Here is a 19,488-nt window from a genome sequence, read left to right on the forward strand (position 1 = left end):
GCCGTGAAGAGCGACTTCCCGGCCGTCGGCGAATTCCAGCTCACCGCCGTCGGCGACGTCCCCGTGGTCTTCGACCAGTCCACGAACGAGATCGTGACCGAGGATGGCTCGGTCTACCCCCTCGGCGGCGATACGGGCCTGCGGCTGCAGCAGGTCGGCACCGAGAACGACACCGTGCTCGTGGCGACGGGCGACTCGTTGCTGCGCGTCGCGCTGGGCGACGGCGCCGTCGAGAAGCTCGACGCGGGGGTCGCGACGCCGATCGTCGACCCGCTGCAGGTCTCGGCACCCGTCTACCTCGAGGGCTGTGCGCACGGAGCATGGGGTGGTGCCGCGAAGTATCTCGTCTCCTGTGACGGCGCCAAGACGGCGGTGCAGGACATCCCCGGCGCGGGCGCCGGCGGCGAGATCGCCTTCCGGGTCAACCGCACGGTGATCGCGCTCAACGACGTATACAACGGCAACGCCTGGCTCATGGACGAAAACATGCGCCTGGTCGACAACTGGGACGACATCATCCCGCCGGAGGAGCAGGAATCCGAGGAGGTGGGCGACGAGAAGTCGGCCATCCAGTCGTTCGAGGACACCCTCGCCGACCGCTCCGACGTCAACCGGCCGCCCACCGCGATCGACGACGAGTACGGCATCCGGCCCGGCCGCACGACCATCCTGCCCCTGCTCGACAACGACACCGACCCCGACGGCGACGTTCTGGTCATCTCGGCCTACGACCCCGTGGCCGAGTCGACCGGGCGCCTCGACTCCATCGACGGCGGTCGCGCGCTGCAGTTCACCCCGGCCGTCGACTTCATCGGAACGATCGCCTTCACCTACACCGTCGACGACGGCCGAGGCGGCGTCGCGCAGGCGCGGGTCAACGCCCGCGTCGTGCCCGACACGAGCAACGAGCCGCCCGTCGCGATCCGCGAGGCGGGCGTGAGCGTCGAGGCCTTCCAGACGGTGAGCTACAACGTGCTCACCGACTGGCGCGACCCCGACGGCGACGACCTGTACCTCGTTGGCGCGGCCCCCAAGTCGGGTGACCTTGTGCGGTTCACCCCCGACGGGTTCATCACCTTCACGCACGCCACCTCCGAGCTCGGCGAGAAGGAGGTGCAGTTCCAGGTGAGCGACGGCCGCGGCGCGCCGAGCCAGGGCACGCTCACCGTCAAGGTCGAGCCGACCGGCACCCTCAACCCCATCGGAACCCCCGACTCCGCGATCGCGTTCGTGAACGAGACCGTGGTCGTCTCGCCGCTCGACAACGACCTCTCGCCGTCGGGCGCGCAGCTCGCGTTGGTCGCCATCGAAGAGCCGGGCGGTGGCGCCGTGGCATCGTCGAACGCCGACGCCCAGACCATCACCTTCTCGGCGGCGAACCCCGGCGTGTACTACGTGAAGTACACCCTGCAGGCCGGCGCGAACAACAGCGTCGGAATCGTGCGCGTCGACGTGCGCGAGAAGCCGGCGGACGCGAACGTTCCCCCAGTGGCGGTGAAGGATACGGCGTACCTGCGCGGCGACGAACCGGTGACGGTGTCCGTTCTCGCCAACGACGTGAGCCCCAGCGGGCGGGTGCTCGCGGTTCAGTCGGTGGATGTCGCGCCCGAACTCACGGCGAAGGGGCTCGTCGTCGAACTGCTCGAGAGCACGCTCATCCGCGTGACCTCCCCGGCCGCGCTCACCGAACAGGTCAACTTCGCCTACACGGTGAGCGACGGCATCTCCACGGCCACGGCCGGCATCACCGTCGTGCCCGTGCCGGCGCTGACCAAGCACCAGCCGCCCGTCGCCGCGAACGACACCGCCAGGGTACGCGTCGGTGACATCACGACCCTCGATGTGCTCGACAACGACTTCCACCCCGACGACTCCACGATGACGCTCGACGAGAATCTCGTCACGCCGCCCGTCGACGGACTCGCCTTCGTGGCCAAGGGCACGCTGCGCTTCCAGGCGCCGATGACCCCGGGAGAGTACCGCGTCGACTACCGCGTGCTCGACCCGTTCAACGAGAGCGCCACGGCGACCGCCGTGTTCACCGTCACGGGCCTCGACCTCGACGGCAACCAGGACCCGGTGCCGGCACCGCTCGTCGGCCGTGTGCTCGCGGGCGGCTCGATCCGCGTCGACGTTCCGCTCAACGGCATCGACCCCGACGGCGATTCGACCCAGCTGCTGAACTTCCCCACCAACCCGGCTTTCGGTGCGGTCGTCGAGACCGGTACCGACTACTTCGTCTACGAGTCATCCGAAGCGGCGGCCGGAACGGACGTGTTCAGCTACGAGGTCTACGACGCGTTCGGCGCTACCGGAACCGCGGAGATCAAGATCGCGGTCATCCCGCCGCCCGTGGAGTTCCAGCAGCCGAACGCGGTTCCCGACGCGGTCTCGGTGCGCCCCGAGCGCATCGCGCAGGTCGACCTGCTGGCGAACGACTCCGACCCGCAGAGCTCGCCGATCAAGGTGTCGGAGGCGCTCGTCGACGTGCCGGAGGGCATCGAAGCCGAAGTCGTGGGCAACCGCTACCTCGTGCTCACCGCGCCCGACACCGAGCAGTCGTTCTCGCTGCGCTACGAACTGACGAACGCGCTCGGCGGCAAGACGATGAGCTACGTGCTCGTGCAGGTGACGCCCGACGCGCCCATCCTGCCACCCACCGCCGAAGACATCCCGATCCTGCAGAAGGAGATCGCCGGCAAGAAGACCTACACCGTCGACGTGTTCGACGGCAACGCCTTCAACCCCTCCGGGCCGACCACCGACCTCGTCGTAACGGTCGAGGGACCGAACGCGAGCTCGGCCACGATGCTCGAGACCGCCGGGAAAATCGAGGTGACGCCGGGCGAGAACCGCCAGGCGATCGCCTACCGGGTGACGAACGAAGACGACCAGCTGAGCGCGATGGCGTTCATCCTCGTGCCCGCGGCGGTCGAGGAGGGGTTCGACGACCCGCCCCGCATCGACCCGAACCTGCCCGTCCAGTACGTCAGTATGAACGAGACCAAGTCGTGGAACCTCTCCGATATTCTCGACGTCCCGTCGGGGCGCGACGCGTGGATCCCCGACAAGGCGAGCGTCAGCGCCATCCAGAGCGACGGCACGTCGAATTACGTCGACAAAGACACGATCACGTTCACCCCGCCGCTCGACTACCGAGGTCCCGCGGCCGTCAGTTTCACAGCATTCGACGGCGCCTCGAAGAACGACCCGGCCGGTGTCTCGGCACCGCTGCGTCTGAACATCGTGGTGGGCGACCCGGAGTTTCGCGACGAGCCGCCGGTGTTCACCACGCCCAACGCCCAGGTCGAGGTCGGCGAGACGACGACGGTCGACCTGCGCGCGTCGACGAGCCACAACAACCCGCAGATCCTGCAGGAGGTCACCTATTCCGACCTCTCGGTGAACACCGACGCGATCAAGGCCAGCCTGAGCGGTTCGCAGCTCACCTTCACCGCGCCGCGGAATGCCGTGAAGGGCCAGACCTACAGCTACGGCGTGACGCTGCGGTGGGACAAGTTCAGCGTTCCCGGCAAGATCAACGTCACGGTCGTCGGCTCGTCGCGCCCGCTCGCGGTGGCGGTCACCGACAACCTCGAGATGCGTCGCGGCGCGGGCAACGGCTCGATCACGCTGCAGCCGCTCGTCAACGACTCGAACCCGTACCAGACGACGGGCGAGAAGCTGCGCGTCGTCAGTGCCGTCGTGCAGAACACGGGCCAGCCCGCGACGATCAGGCAGACGACCGACTCGATCACGATCACCCCGTCGCCGACGCTCAAGAGCGGTGTGATCGACGTCGTGTACGCGATCCAGGATGCGACCGAAGACCCCTCGAGACAGGTCAACGGCACGGTTCGGCTCGTCGTGAGCGACGTGCCCGACCAGGTCGCGAAACCGACACGGGCGAGCGATATCGGCGGCGATCAGACGGCGACCTTCCGCTTCATCGCGCCCGCGGCCAACGGAAAGGACATCACCTCCTACGAGGTCGTCACCAACCCGAGCGTCGCCGTGCCGACCACCTGCACGGCCGGCGCCGACTGCACGATCACCGGTCTCACCAACGGCACGCCGTACACGCTCATGGCGCGCGCCATCAACCAGCACGGCGCCGGCGCGTGGTCGGTCGCGAGCGACCAGACCACTCCGTATGGCACCCCGGGTACCCCGGTTCCCACCCTCCAGAAGCAGGACAAGTGGGCGACGGCGAGCATCACCTGGACCTGGCCCAACGTCAACTCCGGCGGTGGCTCGACCACCTACGCGTGGACGGCGAGCAACGGCGCGACCGGCAGCGGCAACTCTGCCACCATCACGAGCGTGCCGGCCGGAACGAACTACACGGTTACCGTCACCGCGACGAACAGCGGGCGCAAGTCGAGCGCGCCGGGAACATCGGCGCCGGTCACGGTGCGCGACCAGCCCAGGGCCGCAGCGTTCAGCGTCAACGGAACGCCCTCCGGCCGGTACAGCCCCGGAACCGTCACTTGGAGCTGGGGCGCAGCGACGGGCGAGGCAGCCGAAGGGATCACCTACTACTGGTCGCTCAACGGCGGCGGCTACACCCAGACCTCGTCGACGGGTGCCACCTCGTCGAACCTCGGTGCCGGAAGCCACTCGATCACCGTCATCGCCCGCAACAAGGGCGGCGACACTGCGGCCACGTCGAACACCGTCACTTTCGAGCGGGAACCCCCGCCCCCGCAGAAGGAATGGACGTTGACAGCGAACGTCAACACCTGCCCCGAGGACGCGTCGTTCCGCGGCCGCTGGGCGCCGGGCAGCTGCGAATCGCCGGGCTACGTGCAGAACGGTACGAACGTGGTCGTCGACTGTCGGCTGCCTCGATCGGGTGTCGGCTCCTACGACTCCTGGTACCGCATCGTGCGCGGATCGGGCCACACGCTCTACGACAGCGGCAATTGGTACCTCGCCGACGACACCATGAGCGGCAGCACGGCCGGTATGCCCAATTGCTAGCCGCCAGCCACCGCGACTTTCCCACCAACCAGAAAGGCATCCCGTGCCAGTAACCCAGGAGCAGGCGACATGGTTCGCCGACGCCTTCCAGAAGCTCGTCGCCAACGTCGACAAGGCGATCGTGGGCAAGGACCACGTCATCCGCCTCGTGCTCACGGCTCTCGTCTCCGACGGCCATGTGCTGCTCGAGGACTTCCCGGGCACCGGTAAGACGGTGCTCGCCAAGGCGCTCGCGAACACGCTCGACGGCACGACGTCGCGCATCCAGTTCACCCCCGACCTGCTGCCCTCCGACGTCACCGGCGTGCAGATCTACGATCAGGGCAAGGGCCGCTTCGAGTTCCACAAGGGACCGATCTTCGCCTCCATCGTTCTCGCCGACGAGATCAACCGCGCCAGCCCGAAGACCCAGAGCGCCCTGCTCGAGGTCATGGAGGAGGGTGTCGTCACGATCGACGGCGAAGGCCACGCGGTCGGCGCGCCATTCCTCGTGATCGCGACCCAGAACCCCGTAGAGCAGGCGGGAACCTACAAGCTCCCCGAGGCCCAGCTCGACCGCTTCCTGATCAAAACCACCCTCGGCTACCCCGACAGCAAGGTCGCCGTCGCACTGCTGATGGACTCGTCGACGCGCGCCCGCGCCTCGCTCGTCTCGCCGATCATCAAGCCAGAGTCGATCGTGGCCATGTCGGCCCTCGCCGCCGACGTCTTCGTCGACGGGTCGGTGATGACCTACCTGAACGAGATCATCGAGGCAACCCGCAAGAACCGCGACGTGATTCTCGGCGTGAGCATGCGCGGCGCCATGGCGCTCGCCCGTGCGATCAAGACCTGGGCTCTGACCCAGGGCCGCACCTACGCCACACCCGACGACGTGCGTGACCTCGCCGTCGCGGTTCTCGCACACCGGATCATCCTCGACCCTGAAAGCGAGTTCGCGGGAGTCAAGGCAGAAGACATCATCAGCCGCATCCTCGTCGACATTGAACCGCCCGCCTACCGGGCCGCGTAAGCCCCGATGACGACGACGGAACAGCAGGCGACCGCGCCGGAGGTGCCGGTCTCGCCGGAGACCCCCGCACAGCCGGCGACCCCCGGCCGTCGGTCGCGCGCACGCGCGGCGGGTGCGAAGCGGCTGCGCGGCGGCGCGAAACTCGGCCTCGCCGGCGGACGCGGCGCCGTGGAGATCGCGCGCGCCCTGCTGTTCTCGCTCTGGCGTCGCGTGGTACCCGTCGCCCGCAAGATCTGGAGCGTCATCGGGCCCGTGCTGATGGTCATCACGCCCGTCGGCTGGCTCGTTCTGCTGTTCTCGCTCATCTCGATTCTGCTCAGCGCCATCTTCGGCTGGCAGGAGTTCACCTACCTCGGCACGGTGCTGCTCGCCTCGGTGTTGCTCAGCACGGTATTCCTCTTCGGTCGCGCCTCCTACGGCGTACTCGTCGAGCTGAACCCGCGCCGCGTCGTCGTGGGCGACCGCGCGATGGGCCGCATGGTCGTCACCAACGTCGGAGCCCGTGCGCTGACCCCGACCCGCATGGAACTGCCCGTCGGCAAGGGCGTCGCCGAATTCCAGCTGCCGGCGATGAAGCCCAAAGACGAGCACGAAGAGCTCTTCGCGGTTCCGACGAACAAGCGCGCGGTCATCGTGGCCGGTCCCGCGGAGTCGGTGCGTGGAGACCAGTTGGGACTGTTGCGTCGTGCCTTGAAATGGGCGGATGCGGTGGATCTCTTCGTGCACCCCCGTACTGTCCGTCTGCTGCCCACGGCCGCCGGTCTCGTGCGCGACCTCGAGGGCCAGGTCTCGAAGACGATCACGAATAACGACATCGCGTTCCACGCGCTGCGCCCCTACGTTCCCGGTGACGACCGCCGTTACGTGCACTGGCGCACGTCGGCGCGCATCGGCCAGCTCATGGTGCGCCAGTTCAACGAGACCCGCCGTTCGCAGCTCACCATGATCCACACTTCGCGCAGCGACCTCTACGCCTCCGAGGAGGAATTCGAGTTGGCCCTGAGCGTCACCGCGTCGATCGCCGCCCAGGTGATCCGCGACGGCGTGCAGATGAACGTCGTGAGTGAGATGGGCGTCTGGCGCACCCAGTCGGTCACCTCGATGCTCGACTCCTCGTGCCGGGTCGACCCGGTCGGCAGGGTCTACCCGAGCGTGCGCGATTTCGCACGCGAGCTCACCAAGCGTCTGCCGTCGCCCAGCGTCGTGATGATGATCGGAGGGTCGCGCATGACCACCCAGGACTACCGCAGCGTGGAACGGCTCTTCGGCCAGGACACCAGCCAGGTGGCCTTCCAGGTCGAGCTCGGCGCCCAGCCCAAGATCTCTTCGGTCGCGGGACTCACCGTGATCACCATCGGTGACCTGAACGACCTGTCCCGACTCGTGCGAGGGATCAGCGGATGAGCGACCAGACCACCGAGGCCACCAAGCTCCCCAAGGCGCCCGGCGAAGCCCGACGCCCCATCAGCGCGCGCACCTGGACCGACATCGCGGTGCTGCTCATTCTCGTGCTGCTCGGCGTCATCGGCTTCGAGCCGTCGTTTGGCGGCTACGGCTTCCTGGTCGCGGGTCTCGGTGGCCTCGCGCTGGGCGCGGCCACCGGCATCCTCGCCAGCGTCTTCCGGCTGAACATCCTGCTCACGGTGCTCGCCGCCGTTGTCGGGTACTTCGTCTTCGGTTCCGCCCTCGCGGTGCAGAGCCAGGCGCTCTTCGGTTTCCTTCCCAGCCTGCAGTCGCTCGCGAGCCTCGCGATCGGCTCGGTGTACGGCTGGGCCGACATCGTCACCCTGCGCACACCGATCGGGGCGCCCGTCTACATCGCGGTCGTTCCGTTCTTCGCGGCCTGGATCGTCGCGCTCGTCTCGACCAGCCTCGCCACCCGGTGGATCGCGTCGAAGCCGCGTACCGCGTGGCGTTTCGGTATCGCCCTGATCGGACCGGTCGCGCTGTATGTCGCGGGCATCCTGATCGGTACGGATGAACCGTACGAGGCCGGCCTCCGCGGCGTGGTCTTCGCGACCCTCGCCCTCGTCTGGCTCGGCTGGCGACGTCCCAACGCGGCGACCGTCGCGCCGGGCGCCGGAAACCGCCTGCGCAACCGCAAGCTCGCCGGCACCGCGGTCATCGTCGCGGGCGCCGTGGTGCTCGGCGGTGGGGCCGGGTTCTGGCTAGCGCCCGCCAATGACGAGCGCTTCGTGCTGCGCGAGGAGATCGAACCGCCGTTCGATCCGCTGCAGTACCCGAGCCCGCTCAGCGGGTTCCGGCACTACACGAAGCAGGTCACCGACGAGCAGCTCTTCACGGTGAGCGGCCTGAAGGCGGGCGACGTCATTCGGCTCGCCACGCTCGACTCCTTCACCGGCAAGCTCTGGACCGTCACCGGTCCCGAGACGGCGACCGACGGCTCGGGCAGCTTCGCGCTCGTCGGGCGCGAGATCCCGGCGCAGACCTTCGTCACCCCCGAGGTACGCAACGAGGTCACCGTCACGATCGGCGCCTACGACGACGTCTGGCTGCCCAGCGTCGGCTACCTCACCGACCTGCAATTCACCGGGGGCGACGCCGAGACCGAGGGCGACAACCTGCGCTACAACACCGCGACGGGCACGGCCGTGCTCACCTCGGGGCTGAGCGAGGGCGACTCCTATCAGCTGAATGCGATCGAACAGCGTGTGCTGACGCCCGCCGACCTCGAGAACGCCACTACGGCATCCATCGCTCTTCCCCCGGTCACGGGCATCCCCGACCTCGCCACGTCAAAGGCGCAGGAGTTCGCCGGAGCCGCGACCACCCCGGCCGCCCAGCTGCAGGCCATGCAGCTCGCGCTCACCGAGCAGGGCTTCCTCAGCCACGGTCGGGCATCAGACTCCGTGCCCTCGCGCGCCGGGCACGGCGCCGACCGGGTCACGGAACTGTTCGAGCGCCTGCAGATGATCGGCGATCAGGAGCAATACGCGTCGGCGTTCGCGCTGATGGCGCGCAGCTTCGGCTACCCGTCGCGCGTGGTGATGGGCTTCGCGCCCGAGCTCACGGGCGACGAGGCCGAGGTCACCGTCACCGGTGACGACGTCACCGCATGGGTCGAGGTCGCATTCGCGGACGTCGGCTGGGTCGCCTACAACCCGACCCCCGACGAGACCGACATCCCACAGGCGCAGGTGCCCAAACCGCAGAGCGAGCCGCAGCCGCAGGTGCGCCAGCCGCCGCGCTCCGAGAGCGAAGAGGACGATCTGCTGACGCCGGTCGAGCTCGAGGAGAGCGACGAAGACGACAACGGCGACCCGTTCGTGCTGCCGGCGTGGGCGTGGGCGATCGGCCTGAGCCTGCTCATCCCCGCCATCCTGATCTTCGTGCCGCTGCTCATCATCGGCGCTGTGAAGGCCCGTCGCGCCCGCAAACGCCGCGAGGCCGCTCGCGGCCCCGACCGGGTCGCCGGCGCGTGGCAGGAGCTGCTCGACCAGTACGCCGAGCTCGGATACGACGTGCCCAAGCGCTCGACGCGGCTCATGGTCGCCGAGAGGCTCGAGGCGCAGCTCGCCGAGCACCCGGTGCGGCTGCGATCACTCGCCGTCGCCGCCGACGCGGCCGTGTTCGACGGGCAAGAGGTCGACGAAGAGCGCAGCGAGAAAGTCTGGAACGAGGCGATCGCTGCGATCGCCGTCGCGCGCGGCGCCGTAACAAGGGCCCGCCGCATCCTGAGCCGGTACCGCATCCGCAGCGAACGTAAGAAAAAATAGGGGCGAGACCGTGAAAATCAAACTGACCCTCCAGCGTGCGGGAGGACCGAGCGCGGACATCGTCGTGACGACAGATGCCTCGGCTACCGTCGCCGACGTCGCGGCCGCCATCGCGAAGGTTGACCCTTTCGTCGCGAAACTGGGCAGCGCCCCGGCGGGGCAGCTGACGATCCAGGTGGTCGACCCGAATGGCGTCGGGCATACCCTGCTCGAGCCCGACCTGGCACTCGGCGAGGCCGCCCTGGGCTCGGGGTCGACCATCGCGATCACGCCCTCCGATACGGCCGTCGTCCCAGTCGTCTCCGAGATCGTCGCGGTACTGCGGGTGATCGAAGGGCCCGATACGGGGCAGCATTTCGATCTCCCCACCGGCACCCGCTATCTCGGTCGCGACGCCGCTGTCTCCGACGTGACGCTCACTGACCCTCTGGTCTCGAAGCGCCACGCGCGGCTCGACGTCTTCGCGCAGAGCGTGCGCGTCGTCGATCTGAACTCGGCGAACGGCCTCGAGGTCGACGGCGGACCGGTCACCCGCGTCGACCTGGCAAACGGTGCTACCGTGCGCGTCGGCGACAGCGTGCTGCAGGCGGACATCGCCGCGCCCACCGAGGTGCTGGTGCAGGTCGTCAGCGGACCGGTGGCGTTCAACCGTTCGCCCCGTGTCGAGACCCGCTATCCCGGCACCGAGTATCCCGCTCCGAAGATGCCGACGGAGAAAGACGTCCAGCCCTTCCCGTGGGTGGTGATGATCGCGCCGGTTCTGCTCGGAGGCGTGTTCTTCTTCACCGGGCGACCGCTCGACTCCCTCATTTTCCTCGCGGCTTCGCCGTTCATCATGCTCGGCACCTATCTGAGTACGCGCGCCACCCATAAAAAGAAGGAAAAGCTCGAGATCAAGCGTTTCGAGGAACGCGCGACCATGCTCGAAGACCGCCTCGAAACCGAAATAGGCATCGAACGATCGGTGCGCCTCCGTGAGGCGCCATCGACGGTGGAGGTATTGGACGAGGCCATGCGGCTCGGCCCGTTGCTCTGGACTCGCCGGCCCGAGCATTGGCAGTTCCTGTCGCTCAACCTCGGGATCGGAACCATGCGTTCGCGCAACGTGGTGTCGATGAGCAATGAGGATGCTGCGCTGCCGCAGTTCCTCGAGAGGGTCATCAAGACACAAGACCGATTCCGTGACATCACCGACGTCCCCGTAACGGAGAACCTGTTCTTCTCCGGCGCGCTCGGCATCTCCGGCGTGCATTCCGCCGCCGCCGACATGACCAGGGGCATCATCGTGCAGGCCACCGGGCTGCACTCGCCCGCCGAGCTCGTCGTCGCGGCGATCGTCAGCAACACGTGGACCGCAGAGGTCGAGTGGTTGAAGTGGCTGCCGCACACCGGATCGCCCCACAGCCCGGTACCGGTCGGTCATCTCGCCAACAGCCAGGCCACCGGGGACGCGTTGCTCTCGGCGATCGAAGAACTCATCGCGAGTCGCACCAAGGCCGTGCTAGCCGAACGTGGTGCGTCGATGCTCGAAAAGTCGTCGCTCATCGCGGGTGCCACCGTCGGCGACGGCGCCGAGACCGCTGCTGCCCCGTCGTCCGCGACGCCGGCGGTGCTACTGCTCATTTCGAACGACGCCCCGGTCGACCGGGCGCGGCTCGTGCAGGTCGCCGAGCGCGGCGCCGACGCCGGCGTCTACCCCGTCTGGGTCTCGCCGACCGTCGCCGAGCTTCCCGCCGTGGCCAGAACCTTCGTCGACGCCGCGGAGGACGGCGAAACGGCCGAGGTCGGCCTCGTGCGTCTGGGCGACGACATCACGGCCGTGCGCACCCAACCCGTCACCCGGCAGCAGGCGCTGGCATTCGCGCGCAGACTCGCTCCGGTGGTCGACGCGGGCGCTCTCCAGCGCGACGCGAGCGACCTTCCCCGCACCGTGTCGATGCTTTCGCTCCTGGGAAGCGACCTCGCCAGCTCGCCCGCCGTCGCCGTCGACCGGTGGCGGCAGAACGACTCGATCCACGATCGTTCCGGCGGAGCTCCGGTCAAGCGCCGCGCCGGCCGCCTCCGCGCGCTCGTCGGTCAGTCCGGCGTCGACGCGATGCACCTGGACCTGCGAACCCAGGGTCCGCACGCACTCGTCGGCGGCACGACCGGTTCGGGCAAGAGCGAGTTTCTCCAGGCTTGGGTGCTCGGCATGGCCGCCGAATACAGCCCCGACCGCGTCACCTTCCTCTTCGTCGACTACAAGGGCGGGTCGGCCTTCGCCGACTGCGTCAATCTGCCGCACTGCGTCGGCCTAGTCACCGACCTGAGCCCGCATCTCGTGCGCCGCGCGCTCACCAGCTTGCGGGCCGAACTGCACTACCGGGAGCACCTCTTCAATCGCAAGAAGGCGAAAGACCTACTCGACCTCGAGAAGAGAGGCGACCCCGAGAGCCCGCCCGCACTCGTACTCGTTATCGACGAATTCGCGGCCCTCGCGGGGGAGGTGCCCGAGTTCGTCGACGGAGTCGTCGACATCGCCCAGCGAGGGCGTTCCCTCGGTATCCACCTCATCATGGCGACGCAGCGCCCCGCCGGCGTCATCCGCGACAACCTGCGGGCCAACACGAACCTGCGCATCGCCCTACGCATGGCCGACGAGTCGGACAGCCAGGACGTGGTCGGTGACAAGATCGCCGGAACGTTCGATCCGTCCATCCCCGGTCGTGCCATCGCCAAGACCGGCCCGGGCCGGTTGACGAGCTTCCAGTCGGCGTACGCCGGCGGCTGGACGAGCGACACCCCGCCCGCGCCCTCGGTACAGGTGGCCGAACTGCGCTTCGGTGCGGAGCAGCCGTGGGACGCCCCCGGCGAAAAGGTAGAGGTGCCCGGCGCCGGCGAGGTCGGCCCGACCGACCAGACCCGGCTCGTGAGCAACCTCATCGCGGCGTCTGCCGCGCTGTCGCTCCCTGCCCCGCGTCGGCCGTGGCTCGACGAGCTCGCCAAGGCTTTCGACCTCACCCGGCTACGTCAGCGCACCGACACCGACATCGTGATGGGTGTCAGCGACGTTCCGAACAGCCAGCGCCAGGACGAGGTCTACTTCCGTCCCGACACCGACGGCAACATCGGTATCTACGGCGCAGGCGGCACGGGAAAGACCACAACCCTGCGCACCCTCGCGGCCGCGGCCGGTATCACCCCGCGCGGCGGCCCGGTCGACGTCTACGGTCTCGACTTCGGCACGGGAGGCCTGCGCATGCTCGAAGTGCTGCCTCACGTGGGCTCGGTCGTCTCGGGTGACGATCCGGAACGCGTCATCCGCCTGTTCCGCAAGCTGCGCGGAATCATCGAAGACCGAACCGCGCGCTACACCGCGGTCAACGCCGGCACCATCGTCGAATATCGGCGGATCGCCGGCGCTCCCGACGAGAAGCGCATCCTGCTGCTTCTCGATAATTTTCCCGGCTTCCGCTCCGACTTCGAGGTCGGTGCGAGCCGCGCTCCTTGGTACGCGGTCTTCCAGCAGATCCTGGCCGAGGGCCGCGCCCTCGGAATCCATGTGGCGCTGACGGCCGACCGTCCGGGAAGCGTACCGTCGGCGATCAGCTCGACCATCCAGCGACGGGTGGTTCACCGCCTCGCCGACGACGGCGGCTACGCCATGCTCGACGTGCCGAACGACGTGCTGAGCGCAGCCTCCCCTCCCGGCCGTGCCATCGTCGACGGGCTCGAAACGCAGGTCGCGATCGTCGGCGGCAACCCGAACGTGGCCGAGCAGTCGAAGGCGCTCGGCTCCCTCGCCGAGGCAATGCAGCGCAACGGGCGGCGACCGACGGCGCCCATCGGTTCTCTCCCGCTGGAGATCCCCGCCTCGGTGCTTCCCGTGACCGTCGGCGACCGGCCCGTACTCGGACTCTCCGACGACACGCTCGAACCCCTCGAGTTCGAACCGACGGGCGCATTCGTGCTCGCCGGGCCTCCCGCGAGCGGCCGCAGCAACGCGCTCGAGTGGCTGGTCAGATCGGTGCGAACCTCGCGCCCCGACGTGACTGCTTACTACATAGGCAATGCGCGCTCGGCCGTCGGAACCGGACCCGATTGGGAAGCGACAGCCCGCACCGTCGAGGACGCCACGGGGCTAGCGAAGGAACTGCGTGCCGTCGTCGAAGACAGTTCGACGCCCGGCAAGGTGCTCATCGTGATCGAACAGATCGGTGACTTCCTGAGTTCCGCCGCCGACTCGTCACTGGTGGAGCTGATCAAGGCGGTCAAGCGCAGCGACCATTTCCTCATCGCAGAGTCAGAGACGAGCCAGTGGGGCTCGTCATGGCCCCTGCTGGCGGAGGTCAAGGGTGCGCGCACCGGCTTCTTGCTGCAGCCCGACGGCATCGAGGGGGAGTCCATCCTCAAGACCGCACTCCCGCGGGTCTCGCGGGGCGAGTTCCCTCCGGGACGCGGCTACTTCATCGCCCGTGGCAAGGCCACGCGCGTGCAACTTCCGCTGGTCGAGGGCACCCCTTGACCACGGTAGGCACCCCCATGGGGAGCGCTGCCCATCGACGGCAGTCGCGACCGATGGTTACCGTATAACCACTAGCCCCGCTCCGGCGGGAACCGACAAGAAGGAGCAACACAATGGCTAACCTCAACGTTACCTACGAAGACCTGCGCGAAGCCGCCCAGCGCCTCACCGCCGGCAAAGACGACCTGATCAACAAGCTCACCGAGCTCAGCAACCTGGTCGAGACCCTCACGTCCAACGGCTTCCAGGCCGAGCAGTCCTCAGCCGCGTACCGCGACTCGTTCGAGCAGTTCCGCTCGGGTACGACGACCGCCGTCAACGGCCTCGAGGGCCTCAGCAGCTTCCTCGTCTCCGCCGCCGACGCTCTGCAGCAGACCGACGAGGGCCTCGCCTCCGCGATCAAGGGCTAGTGATCAATCCGGTCCCCGGCACCAGCTGGGGACCGGATCTCACCGCTCGCTCCTCCCACCACGAAAGGAACCTCATGGCTGACCTCAGAGTCGACATCGATCAGCTCGATCTTCTGCGCACCCGTCTCGACAAGGCCCTCGACGTCATCAACGAGGAATCCGACATGAGCAGGGACCTCGGTTCGCTCGTGGGAGACGCCCGCCTCTCCGGCGCCATCCGGGACTTCTCTTCTTCGTGGAACAAGCACCGCTACGACATTCGCGACAATCTCGAATGGCTCAAAGACTCCATCGGCAAGATCGGTGAATCCTTCGAGAACATGGACACGGAACTCGCCACCGCGCTCATAGCGCCCCCCACAGCTCCCGGCCCCGCGGGAACCTCACCGAATGGACCGGTCGCAGTATGATCCCCACACCGCTCGACGGCGACCCCGACTCGATCGCGGACCACGCCCGTACCTACAAGAACACGGCGCTCCGGCTCAAGAGCGCGGCAGACGACCTGCGTGATCTGACCGACGACTCGACCTTCATCTCGCTCGCGGTCGACGAAGTGCGGCTCAAGGCCCTCGACGCCCGCACCGCGACGGAGTCCATCCACGTGCGGTACGACGGTGCGGCAGACGCGATGTCGCAGTACGCGACCGACCTCCGCGCCGCGCAGGATCGTGCCGACCGGGCAATCGCCAACTACATGGGCGCCGACGGCGAGCAGAGCGCCGCGCAGCGGCTCGCGGACGACCTCGAAGACACCGTCAAGACCGACAACGGGCAGACCCCGAACCTGGTCGACGACTTCCTCTCCGCGAAGCGCGCTCTCGAGCGCTTCGCCGCCAGCACCGCCGCCGCGATGAGTGAGTACAACGCGGCCGTGAACGACAAGATGGACGCAGTGAACCGCGCCATCGCCGGACTCAAGGACGCGGCCGACAGCAGCAACCTCAACGATGGATTCTTCGACGCCATCGCCGGCGCCTTCCAGGGCGCCTACGAGTGGGCTCAGGAGAACCTGACTCCGCTGCTCGAGGTGCTGCACGATGTGCTCGAAGTGATCAACAAGATCGTGTCGGTGCTCGCGTTCATCGTCACGATCGCCGCCATCTTCATCCCGGTGCTCGCACCGCTGGCCTTGGGCCTCCAGATCGCCTCACTCGCGCTATCGGCGCTTATTCTCACCTGTTCGCTCGCCCTCGTGTTCCTGGGTAAGGGCTCGCTCGGAGACGTCATCGGGGAGACCATCGGCCTCGTCGCGTCCGCCGTCCTGTTCGGTGCCGGTCCCGGCATCAAGGGGGCCATCGCCGTGGCCGGTCGTCCGGCCGCATCGGCCGCTCTCTCCACCGCGACACGCGAGGCAATCGAACTCCCCGCGACCCAGGAGGTACTGGTCGAGACCGGGCTCTACCTGGTCGAGCAGGGTGCGGGTGGAGCGTCGGAAGAGATCGGGTCAGCCGTTGGGGACCCGCTCGACGTCGACGTGTTCCCGAGCGCGGCCGGGCCGAGCTGGAATGCTCCGCCGACGATCCAGATCCCCCCGGTCAACACGAACTACGACTACTCGATGGCCGAGATCGTCGAGGGCCCGGTCGTCCAGTCAGTGTCGGCCTCGGCCGCACAGCCGGTCAGCGCCGGGGCGTCGGCCGCATGACCGCTCCAGGAACGCTTCTCCTCACCTTCGAGTTCGAGGTCCCTGCGGGATGGCACAAGCTCCCCGTGGATGCCACGTCGACCGCCGCGGCAGTAGCGGAGATCGCCGAACGGCTCACCGATCCCGGCGAGACGCGGGACCAGCTCGCGCGAGCCCTCGCCGCGGTGTCGGCGCAGGCGCAGGCGGCGCGCAGGCACGGGCGTCCGCACTGGGCCTATGTCCCCGATCCGGCGACGGGCCGGGTCGAGGCGCTACTCTCCGTAGGCGATATCCCCGGAGACGCGGGCTCCTACGGCCGCTATCTTGAGCTCGCACGGGTCGACCTCGATACGCCGGAGTCGCCTGTCGCGGGCAACCCGGCCGAACTCATCAACCGCACAACCACCGAGTCGCGTCTCGCACTCGGCAAGGTCGTTTCCATTCACGACTTCGTCATCCAACCGACGGCGGGCGGCATCGGCGATCCCGCTGTCGAACGGGCTATTGTCGCTCTCTTCCCAGACCGGGCCGCCCGCGCCGTCGAATGCTCGATAGTCACCCAGAACATGGCCCAGTTCGAAAACGTCACCCAGTATCTGGTCGACATCGTGTCGACGTTCCGCGAGACCCGAGTGAAGGCATCATGACCGGCAATGCACCCCGCTTCGCGCTCCCGGGCACCTGGGGGCGGATCAACCTCGCATCCCCCGCGACCACGCAGACATCGATCCGTAAGGTCGTCGAGCACGCGATCGGACGCGACGACCGCCTCGCGACGGTACGCGCCGAGATGCGGTCTCGGTTCCTTGAGGCGGCTACGGTCGCCCGCGAGCACGACGCCACGGATTTCCACATCGCCTTGGAGCTCGCGCCTGGCATCCCGATGCCCGCGTGGGTGTCTGTCTTCGTTCCCGACATCGATGCGACCGACTTCCAGGCGCTCGGACTCACTGACCTGAAAGAGGCGCTGAACTTCGGCCTTGCGACGGCGCAGAGCGATGTCGCCACCTCACAGACGACGGTGCCGCAGACCCGGGTGCACGCCGTGCGCCAAGCCTTCCGGACCGTGCAGGCGGCGACGGAAGAGGCGCCGGAACTCGAACTCCTCCGCGCCGACTACTGGCTCGCCGCACCCAACCCCAACCGGCTCGCACTGCTGAGCTTCACGACCGGGTACGTGCAGTTCGAGAGCGAAATGCTCGAGCTGTTCGATGCCGTGATCAGCACGGTCCGCTGGCCCGCACCGGCGCCCGTGCCGGCCTGATCGCGCTGCGACCGCCCACGATGCGGCACTATTGACGTATGAGCAGAAGTCGGGGCGTTCCGCCCACTAGCGCAACCGTCCGCCTCGTAGCCCGCTTCGCCCTCGTCTGGTCCGTCGTCGGACTCGTCGTGCAGGCGATCTTCGCCATAGTTATCGCGCCCGCGCTCGGCGAGACGCTCGACTTCGCCATCCCGGGCCGCGGGCCGACGCTCGCGATCACGGTCGACACCGGTGTGGTCGCGGTACTCGGCATCGTCGTGACACTCCTCGCGGTCGCGGTGGCCGTCGCTGCGGCGATGCTCGCGTCGCGTGGTTCGCGTGGTGCCTATGTGGCTGCCGTGCTCGTCTGCATTGTGGTGCCGGGTTTCGTCGCACTCGTGACGGTCAACGGTCTCGTCTCCCTCGCCACCGGCGGGGACACCTCGACCGGCACGGCGCTGATTGCGATCGTTGCGGGTGTGGTCGGATTCGGTCTCGGTGGAATTTCTGTCGCCCAGGCGCCGAAGTTCGCCGACGCGGCCAAGGTGTCGGCTGCGGGCCCGACCGCCCGATAGCGCGTGGGCTAGCATTGCTCGGGTGAGCCCGGACAACGACTCCTTCATCGCGATGCCGCCGCCCGGTGCGCCGGTCGAGATCGAAACGACGGATGCCACGTCCGCTGCCGCGGCCGACGAAACCGAGTTCATCTCGCTGCCACCCGGCATCGCGCTGGACTCGGGCACTTTCAAGGTGCCTGCCCGCACACCCCCGTCGCGGGAGCCCGCTCCCGACATCGTGTTCGTGCCCACCGTGATCGGGGCGACGCCGGAGCTGCCGGACCCGGACCCGGTCGCTCAGCCGAACCCGGTCGCTGAGCCGACCCCGGTCGCCGAGCCTGTCGAAGCGCCCGCTCCGCCGACAAGCCCCGTCGCGGTTGCGACCCCGGCCCCCGTCTGGCGCCTCGCCCTCCCCGACGGCGGCGCGACCATCGCGCTCGACGCGGCCGTTCTCGTCGGTCGCAACCCCGCGGCATCCGCAGCCTGGCCCCAGGCCACACCGGTTTCCGTCGACGACCTCACGAAATCCGTCTCGAAGACCCACGCGCTGCTCGAGATCGACGGGGGAGTGCTGTGGGTGCACGACCTCGATTCCACGAACGGCGTCTACGTCGTGGTCGGTGACGACGTCGTGGAGGTGGTGCCGGGAACCCGCGCCGCGGTACCCGCCGGCGCGGAACTCGAACTCGGCGAGTTCGTCACGCGCGTCACGTTCGAGTGAGCATCCGCGACCGCGCTAACCGGCCCAGCAACGTAAAGTCGACGCCGCACGAGGTGCGTCTGATGTCGTTCATTGCGCTGGGTTGGAGCGCGATAGCGACCATCGCACTCGCGTACTTCGCGTTCGTCGTCGCCCCCGCCATTGGCGACGTGATGGACCTATACATGTCGAGTAAACGCGGTGGGTTCGACGTGCGCGTGATCACCGGCGTGCTCGCCGACGTGTCGTTGTGGGTGGCGGGAGCCCTGGTCGCGCTGGCTATGGCGTCCATCGCGGTTTGGCGACGGTCACAGAAAGCCTCGTACACCCTCGCGGTCATCGTGTGCTTCGCCGTGCCCCTCTATCTCGGCGTCGTTCTGCCGAACGCATGGCTCACTCTCGTCGATCCGGCCCAAGAGAACGGGTGGCTGCTCGCCGGTGCCGGTGCGTCCGGACTCATCGGCCTCACGATTGGCGGCCTGTCGTTCACCTTCGGTCCGGCGATCATCGACGAGCTGCGTGCCGGCACCCTTTTACGGCCACGCAAGCCGAAGCACGAGGCCGGGTGAGCGGGCGGAAAGCCTGAGCGTCCCTTACCGGCGTCCGGGCGAGTCTGGTGATACTGTCGGGGGATGAATTTCGAGCGGCTCCTTCTCCTTCGTCGCCGCGACGAGGCCTAGTCCTACGGCCTTCCTCGTCGCGGAGTTCTTCGTCG

At 68.1% G+C, this 19,488-nt stretch carries 13 protein-coding genes; all 13 read left to right on the plus strand.

The window, feature by feature from the left end; all coding sequences use genetic code 11:
* On the plus strand, nt 1-4,983 hold a 4,983-nt coding region (locus ACLQ6X_RS13995), incomplete at its 5' end, for an Ig-like domain-containing protein (protein ID WP_411700768.1).
* 43 nt (nt 4,984-5,026) lie between these two features.
* A complete protein-coding gene (locus tag ACLQ6X_RS14000) occupies nt 5,027-5,995 on the plus strand; it encodes an AAA family ATPase (RefSeq protein WP_411700769.1) in 969 nt (322 codons plus the stop codon).
* 6 nt (nt 5,996-6,001) lie between these two features.
* On the plus strand, nt 6,002-7,399 hold the full coding sequence (locus tag ACLQ6X_RS14005) for a DUF58 domain-containing protein (protein WP_411700770.1): 1,398 nt from the start codon (nt 6,002-6,004) through the stop codon (nt 7,397-7,399).
* The gene (locus ACLQ6X_RS14010) at nt 7,396-9,732 is read left to right on the plus strand and encodes a DUF3488 and transglutaminase-like domain-containing protein (protein ID WP_411700771.1); all 2,337 of its coding nucleotides are present in this window, start codon (nt 7,396-7,398) and stop codon (nt 9,730-9,732) included. The genes ACLQ6X_RS14005 and ACLQ6X_RS14010 overlap by 4 nt, the downstream gene beginning before the upstream one ends.
* A 10-nt stretch (nt 9,733-9,742) precedes the next feature.
* Nucleotides 9,743-14,236: an FtsK/SpoIIIE domain-containing protein gene (locus ACLQ6X_RS14015; protein WP_411700772.1), complete on the plus strand. Its 4,494-nt coding sequence runs from the start codon at nt 9,743-9,745 to the stop codon at nt 14,234-14,236.
* 113 nt (nt 14,237-14,349) lie between these two features.
* Nucleotides 14,350-14,646 (plus strand): WXG100 family type VII secretion target, encoded by a 297-nt coding sequence (locus ACLQ6X_RS14020; RefSeq protein ID WP_411700773.1) that lies wholly within the window; start codon nt 14,350-14,352, stop codon nt 14,644-14,646.
* A 74-nt stretch (nt 14,647-14,720) separates the two neighbouring features.
* Nucleotides 14,721-15,056: a hypothetical protein gene (locus ACLQ6X_RS14025; protein ID WP_411700774.1), complete on the plus strand. Its 336-nt coding sequence runs from the start codon at nt 14,721-14,723 to the stop codon at nt 15,054-15,056.
* Nucleotides 15,053-16,294 (plus strand): hypothetical protein, encoded by a 1,242-nt coding sequence (locus ACLQ6X_RS14030; RefSeq protein ID WP_411700775.1) that lies wholly within the window; start codon nt 15,053-15,055, stop codon nt 16,292-16,294. Before ACLQ6X_RS14025 ends, ACLQ6X_RS14030 begins: the two co-directional genes overlap by 4 nt.
* Nucleotides 16,291-16,920: a hypothetical protein gene (locus ACLQ6X_RS14035; protein WP_411700776.1), complete on the plus strand. Its 630-nt coding sequence runs from the start codon at nt 16,291-16,293 to the stop codon at nt 16,918-16,920. The genes ACLQ6X_RS14030 and ACLQ6X_RS14035 overlap by 4 nt, the downstream gene beginning before the upstream one ends.
* A complete protein-coding gene (locus ACLQ6X_RS14040) occupies nt 16,917-17,537 on the plus strand; it encodes a hypothetical protein (protein ID WP_411700777.1) in 621 nt (206 codons plus the stop codon). The genes ACLQ6X_RS14035 and ACLQ6X_RS14040 overlap by 4 nt, the downstream gene beginning before the upstream one ends.
* A 38-nt stretch (nt 17,538-17,575) precedes the next feature.
* On the plus strand, nt 17,576-18,091 hold the full coding sequence (locus ACLQ6X_RS14045) for a hypothetical protein (protein ID WP_411700778.1): 516 nt from the start codon (nt 17,576-17,578) through the stop codon (nt 18,089-18,091).
* Nucleotides 18,092-18,113: 22 nt separating this feature from the next.
* Nucleotides 18,114-18,794, plus strand: a complete 681-nt coding sequence (locus ACLQ6X_RS14050) for an FHA domain-containing protein (protein ID WP_411700779.1) — start codon at nt 18,114-18,116, stop codon at nt 18,792-18,794.
* 62 nt (nt 18,795-18,856) lie between these two features.
* Entirely contained in the window at nt 18,857-19,342 is a 486-nt protein-coding gene (locus ACLQ6X_RS14055) for a hypothetical protein (RefSeq protein WP_411700780.1), read from the plus strand.
* Nucleotides 19,343-19,488: the final 146 nt, after the last annotated feature.

Origin of the sequence: Conyzicola sp. (genome assembly GCF_046714715.1) — a bacterium.
In the GTDB taxonomy this organism is placed as follows: Bacteria; Actinomycetota; Actinomycetes; order Actinomycetales; family Microbacteriaceae; genus Conyzicola.

Coding starts and splice junctions, on each gene's coding strand:
- ACLQ6X_RS14005 (WP_411700770.1), top strand. CDS start 6,002: ATGACGACGACGGAACAGCAGGCGACCGCGCCGGAGGTGCCGGTCTCG.
- ACLQ6X_RS14020 (WP_411700773.1), top strand. CDS start 14,350: ATGGCTAACCTCAACGTTACCTACGAAGACCTGCGCGAAGCCGCCCAG.
- ACLQ6X_RS14025 (WP_411700774.1), top strand. CDS start 14,721: ATGGCTGACCTCAGAGTCGACATCGATCAGCTCGATCTTCTGCGCACC.
- ACLQ6X_RS14030 (WP_411700775.1), top strand. CDS start 15,053: ATGATCCCCACACCGCTCGACGGCGACCCCGACTCGATCGCGGACCAC.
- ACLQ6X_RS14035 (WP_411700776.1), top strand. CDS start 16,291: ATGACCGCTCCAGGAACGCTTCTCCTCACCTTCGAGTTCGAGGTCCCT.
- ACLQ6X_RS14040 (WP_411700777.1), top strand. CDS start 16,917: ATGACCGGCAATGCACCCCGCTTCGCGCTCCCGGGCACCTGGGGGCGG.
- ACLQ6X_RS14055 (WP_411700780.1), top strand. CDS start 18,857: ATGTCGTTCATTGCGCTGGGTTGGAGCGCGATAGCGACCATCGCACTC.
- ACLQ6X_RS14010 (WP_411700771.1), top strand. CDS start 7,396: ATGAGCGACCAGACCACCGAGGCCACCAAGCTCCCCAAGGCGCCCGGC.
- ACLQ6X_RS14045 (WP_411700778.1), top strand. CDS start 17,576: ATGAGCAGAAGTCGGGGCGTTCCGCCCACTAGCGCAACCGTCCGCCTC.